The sequence below is a fragment of the Candidatus Symbiopectobacterium sp. genome (genome assembly GCF_020054415.1).
In the GTDB taxonomy this organism is placed as follows: Bacteria; Pseudomonadota; Gammaproteobacteria; order Enterobacterales; family Enterobacteriaceae; genus Symbiopectobacterium.
In genome coordinates this window covers 1-5,668 of sequence record NZ_JAHWCO010000372.1, presented here as the reverse complement: position 1 = coordinate 5,668, position 5,668 = coordinate 1, and the positions used below count along the sequence as shown (strand labels likewise).

At 51.0% G+C, this 5,668-nt stretch carries 3 protein-coding genes and 3 pseudogenes; 3 read left to right on the top strand and 3 right to left on the bottom strand.

The window, feature by feature from the left end:
- A partial coding sequence (locus tag QZ506_RS10965) for an IS1 family transposase (protein ID WP_367272994.1) occupies nucleotides 1-110 on the bottom strand: 110 nt, incomplete at its 3' end.
- 255 nt (nucleotides 111-365) lie between these two features.
- On the opposite strand from QZ506_RS10965, the pseudogene QZ506_RS10960 reads away from it, so the two are divergent.
- Nucleotides 366-1,706: pseudogene (locus tag QZ506_RS10960) on the top strand (hemolysin family protein).
- Nucleotides 1,707-1,785: 79 nt separating this feature from the next.
- Here QZ506_RS10960 and QZ506_RS10955 read toward each other — a convergent pair.
- The gene (locus QZ506_RS10955; RefSeq protein WP_291971055.1) at nucleotides 1,786-1,992 is read right to left on the bottom strand and encodes a DUF1107 domain-containing protein; all 207 of its coding nucleotides are present in this window, start codon (nucleotides 1,990-1,992) and stop codon (nucleotides 1,786-1,788) included.
- Nucleotides 1,993-2,305: 313 nt separating this feature from the next.
- Between QZ506_RS10955 and QZ506_RS10950 the strand changes: the two are divergent.
- Nucleotides 2,306-2,887: pseudogene (locus QZ506_RS10950) on the top strand (YtfJ family protein).
- 69 nt (nucleotides 2,888-2,956) lie between these two features.
- On the opposite strand, the gene cysQ reads toward QZ506_RS10950, so the two are convergent.
- Nucleotides 2,957-3,697: a 3'(2'),5'-bisphosphate nucleotidase CysQ gene (gene cysQ, locus QZ506_RS10945; RefSeq protein WP_291971053.1), complete on the bottom strand. Its 741-nt coding sequence runs from the start codon at nucleotides 3,695-3,697 to the stop codon at nucleotides 2,957-2,959.
- A 185-nt stretch (nucleotides 3,698-3,882) separates the two neighbouring features.
- Here cysQ and QZ506_RS10940 point away from each other — a divergent pair.
- Nucleotides 3,883-5,529 (top strand): annotated as a pseudogene (locus tag QZ506_RS10940) (bifunctional 2',3'-cyclic-nucleotide 2'-phosphodiesterase/3'-nucleotidase); the annotation flags it as partial.
- Between the last annotated feature and the right edge of the window lie 139 nt (nucleotides 5,530-5,668).

Sequence of the window (5,668 nt, the reverse complement as noted above, 5' to 3'; positions counted from 1 at the left end):
TGTTTGCATGACTGACGACGGTAACGCTGATGGCCACTTTTGCCATAACCGTGTTTTTTCACAGGAGATGTCTGTTCACAAAACGGGCATCTTACATCAACTTTAGCCACTGTATTCCACATCAAAAACCGGACATTTCACGCTGCAATCAACATATTGAATACACGACCCCAACGCCTGATAAATTGCTCGTATTTTACACCATGCTTGCCAAATGGCCCATCAACACCGTTATAATGCTTGCGCAGCCTGACATCCGTTACGGCCGTTACGGCGGCGTTATTCATTCTGTCATCTAATGTGATTATTACTATTCATGCATTCATGACCTTCCTGAGGATCTGGCCACGGCGGCCGGAAAACATATGTTAAACAGTTTATTACTGATAGTTCTTCTGATCGCACTCAGTGCGTTTTTCTCGTTGTCCGAGATATCACTGGCCGCTTCACGCAAAATAAAACTTAAACAGATGGCCGATGAGGATAATCTCAACGCCGCCATGGTATTAAAGCTCCAAGAAACTCCCTGTATCTTTTTTACCGTTATTCAAATCGGTATTAACGCCGTGGCCATTCTGGCCGGTATCATAGGCGACCAAGCGTTCTCTCCCTATTTCACCGTTTTTTTCCAACGCTTTATGACGCCAGAAATGGCCGATTCCGTCAGTTTTGCCTGTTCCTTTGTGCTGGTAACCAGTCTGTTTATTCTGTTAGGCGACTTAACGCAGAAACGCATTGGCATGACGACACCGGAAGCCGTTGCTATCCGGATTATCAATCCCATGCGCTTCTGACCGTTCTTTTTCCGTCCGTTAGTGTGGTTTTTTAACGGACTGTCGAATGTGATCTTTCGTTTGCTCAAACTGCCTATGGTACGCAACGACTACATCACCTCCGATGACATTTACGCAGTGGTGGAAGCTGGGGCGCTGGCGGGCGTGCTACGTAAGCAAGAGCATGAATTGATTGAAAACGTCTTTGAGCTGGAATCTCGCACGGTGCCCTCGTCGATGACACCGCGGGAAAGCGTGGTCTTTTTCGATCTGCACGAAGACGAAGCGCAAATAAAAGAGAAGATTGCCCAACAACCACACTCCAAATTTCTGGTGTGCAACGGCAATATCGACCAGGTCGTCGGTTATGTTGACTCCAAGGATCTGCTCAACCGTGTGCTGGGCAACCAGAGCCTGGCGCCCAACGGCGGTATTCAAATCCGCACCGCGCTGATCGTGCCCGATACGCTGACACTGTCGGAAGTGCTGGAAAGCTTTAAAGCTGCGGGCGAAGATTTCGCGGTGATCCTGAACGAATATGCACTGGTGGTCGGCATTATCACCCTGAACGATGTGATGACCACGCTGATGGGCGATATGGTTGGTCAGGGCATGGAAGAACAGATTGTAGCGCGTGATGAAAAATCGTGGCTCATTGATGGCGGCACGCCGATTGAAGACGTGATGCGTGCGCTGGATATCGACGATTTTCCCCATTCTGACAATTACGAAACCATCGGCGGCTTTATGATGTATACGCTGCGCAAGATACCGAAACGTACCGATTCTGTCTGTTTTGCAGGCCACAAATTTGAAGTGGTGGATATCGACAGCTACAAGATTGACCAGTTGCTGGTCACTCGTCTTGAAGAGAAGAACGTAGCGTCTGCGGCAATTGCCGATGCAGAACCTGCGGCAGAACCTAAAAGCTAGTCTTCAACCTGCGCCAGCCTGAACCGCTGGCCCGTTGCTGCTGCCCATCACTGGCTGCAGCAGCATTCCTCTCAAACCGTTAGCCCATGTCGGCTTGCAGCCGCATCACCTGACGGTTCACCTCAGACATCACCAGCAAATGCCGTTTGTCTTGGGTTTTCGGCAGTAATATTTTGCCGTAATCAAACTCGAAAGCACCGATGCCTCTGATATACAACCGGCCACGAAACAGCGTTTTCACGTACTTCGCAACTTTTAACGGGTTGTAACGTTCGAAGATCCGCATTGTATCTCTCCTCCCGTTTTCATTTTTCTCTTCGGCCCCAAGCTGGGGTATAAAATCATGCGTTAAAAGAACGCCTAACTATTAGTGTCGCCAGATGGCATTTAGTTCCACACAAAAAAACAGCATAATTCACTGGGTTTTCAGACTGTTATAAGATAGTTCCGTTATCGTTCAGTATAGTTTTATTTTTACCTTTACGTAACAAAAATTGTGAATATAGATCACATTTCAGACAGGACAGACCAGATATCTTCCTCTACGTTTAAGCAACGGTTTCGCGTAACCTTCGCCGCTTTCTACCAGAGGACACGTTATGATTGCCTGCCACACCTCGACGCTGCGTCTGCGAATAGCCCTGCTTAGCTTGTGTACCCTGTTGGCGCTGCCCTGCATGGCGCACAACCTTACGCTCAACAGTACCTTTCACACCACTGGCATTGCCGATAAAGGGGAACTGATGTATCAAAACCAACAGGTTAGCTACCAGAACTGGAACAGCGCACAGCTCGTGGGAAAGGTACGCGTCATCCAGCACATTGCAGGTAGGACATCGGCCAAAGAGATGAACGATCCGCTGATAAGTGCCATCAAGGCCTCTAATCTAGCGCGTGAATATTACCAAACGACGACAATCGTCAATACCTACGACGCCATCATCTGCACTGGCCCGTTTGTTCGTAGCAGTCTTGAAGAGAGTAAAAAAACCTTTCCCTGGTCGCAGGTTATCGTCGACAGTAACGGCAACGTCCGCAAAGCCTAGCAGTTAGAGCAGAAAAGTTCAGCGATCGTGGTTCTGGATAAGCGCGGCTAGGTGCGCTATGTCAAAGACGGGGCGCTCAGTGCGCAAGACGTGCAGCAAGTAATGAACCTGCTGCCACAGTTGTTGAAAGAATAACGCTCGGCAGAGAGAACAGGCGTGAACGATCGTCTCACCACGCCTGCCTCGCTCATACCGCTACGCACATCAAAACAACGACACGCGAAACCCTGGATTGAGAAAGGATTCACGCGGCACATAATTAAGGGTTTTTCCCTGCCAGTCATGTACCTGTGCACCGGCAGCCGCAGCGACAGCGTGCCCGGCGGCGGTGTCCCACACGTTAGTCGGCCCGAAACGCGGATACAGTTGTGCTTTGCCTTCCGCCACCAGACAAAATTTGAGCGAAGATCCAATCGCAAACGTCTGGTGTTCACCAAGCTGAAGCAAATAGTCTTTTAACTCTGCGTCCAGATGAGAGCGGCTCACTACCACCAGCGGCGGGTGCGCATGGTTAACACTGATCAAACGGCGCACGCCTTCCACCTCTTTCCACGCTTTTCCCCCCGATGCCGCATACATGACTCCGGTAACCGGCACATACACTACGCCTAGCACCGGCGCGCCATTTTCAATCAGCGCGATATTCACGGTGAACTCGCCGTTACGGTTAAGAAACTCTTTGGTGCCATCCAGCGGGTCTACCAGCCAGTAGCGCTGCCAATGCTTGCGGACCTCCCAGGCTGGCGGATCTTCTTCCGACAACAGGGGAATATCGGCAAACATCTGCGCCAATCCCTGCTTGATGGTGTGATGCGCCGCAAAATCCGCTGCGGTCACAGGAGACGCATCTTTTTTATGCGCGATATCGACAGGGCGTTCGCCATCATACACCTGCATGATGGCGGCACCGGCGTCACGCGCCAACTGGCAAATTTGTTCCAACATAATGAACCTCGTCTTTCTGGTGCCCACTGTGTACACAACACAACGCAGTAACGGACCTATTCTTTGTCAAAAGAGTGAGATGCGCCACTGACCTGTCATGATTCTATGCCAATTTACTTCCTTTGGTAGGATACTTTATGAGTATCAAATCCAAGTGCAACGCCAACATGAAGGAGTCAGGCTATATGAAGCACGCGCTCGCGCCAGGTTTAGTGGCCCTGTTTGTTACCACCACACTGTACGCTGCCACCGTCGATCTGCGCATTTTGGAAACCACCGATCTGCACAGCAATATGATGGATTTTGATTATTACAAAGATACCCCCACCGATAAATTCGGTCTGGTACGCACCGCCAGCTTGATTCACGGCGCGCGTCAGGAGGCCACTAACAGCGTTCTTGTGGATAACGGCGACTTGATCCAGGGCAGCACACTGGGCGATTACATGGCTGCCAAGGGGCTGCAACAGGGGGAGGTGCATCCGGTTTATCTCGCCATGAACCGGCTCGACTATGCGGTCGGCAACATCGGCAACCATGAATTCAACTACGGTTTGGATTATCTGCACAAAGCGCTGTCCGGTGCTGCTTTCCCTTACGTAAACGCCAACGTGCTCGATGCGAAAATCGGCAAACCGCTTTTCACGCCTTATCTAATCAAGGACACACCGGTAAAGGATCGCGATGGTAAGACTCATACTTTACGCATCGGTTATATCGGTTTTGTACCGCCGCAAATCATGGTGTGGGATAAGGTCAACCTGAGCGGCAAAGTGACAGTGGCCGACATAACCGAAACCGCGAAGAAGTGGGTGCCCGAAATGCGGCAGAAAGGTGCGGATATTGTGGTTGCAATCCCCCACTCCGGCCTTTCTGGCGAGCCGTACAAGGCCATGGCAGAGAACTCAGTGTACTACCTGAGCCAGATACCGGGCATCAATGCCATTCTGTTCGGCAATGCTCACGCCGTGTTCCCCAGCAAAGATTTTGCCGCTATTCCCGGCAGTGATATTGCGCAGGGCACCTTGGACGGTATTCCCGCCGTGATGCCCGGCCAATGGGGCGATCATCTGGGTATTGTTGATTTAGTGGTCAACAATGACAGTGGCCAATGGCAGGTGACGCAGGGGAAAGCTCAAGCGCGCCCTATTTTCGACAAGGCGCAAAAACAATAGCGTGCCGACGCGGATAAAGAATTGGTGAACGTGCTGTCCGACGCGCATCAGCAAACGCGCACCTTTGTCGGCAAACCCATCGGTAAAGCCGCTGACAACATGTACAGCTATCTGTCACTGGTTCAGGATGACCCCACCGTGCAGATCGTCAATAACGCGCAGCGCGCTTATGTGCAGCACTTTATTCAGTGCGACCCCGATCTGGCAGATATTCCGGTGCTTTCCGCCGCCGCACCGTTTAAAGCGGGCGGCAGAAAGAACGATCCGAATAGCTATGTGGAAGTGGAAAAGGGTGAGCTGACGTTCCGTAACGCCTCCGATCTCTATCTCTACCCCAATACGCTGGTGGTAGTGAAAGTGAACGGGCAGCAGGTGAAAGAGTGGCTGGAGTGCTCTGCGGGCCAGTTTAATCAAATCGATGTTCACAGCAAGTCACCACAATCCCTGATTAACTGGGACGGTTTCCGCACCTATAACTTTGATGTGATTGACGGTGTCAATTACCAGATCGATGTGGCACAACCTGCACGTTACGACGGGGAGTGCGCGCCGCGTAATCCCAACGCCGAGCGCATCGTTAATTTGACCTACTAGGGTAAACCCATCGATCCCAAGATGACGTTCCTGATCGCCACCAACAACTACCGCGCCTACGGGGCTTTGTTGAATAATAGGTAATCATGCTGTTTTTCCATGCCAGTTTTGGTTGAAAATGCTTGTCATCTCAGGTGTACACTTTTCTCATGAGGCCTAACTGCATGATTTTACGTTGCGAGGATCCGTCGTTTCACTGGGC

What these genes read in the sequence shown, in the direction of transcription:
- QZ506_RS10955 (WP_291971055.1), bottom strand. Translation starts at nt 1,992, where the DNA reads ATGCGGATCTTCGAACGTTACAACCCGTTAAAAGTTGCGAAGTACGTG.
- cysQ (WP_291971053.1), bottom strand. Translation starts at nt 3,697, where the DNA reads ATGTTGGAACAAATTTGCCAGTTGGCGCGTGACGCCGGTGCCGCCATC.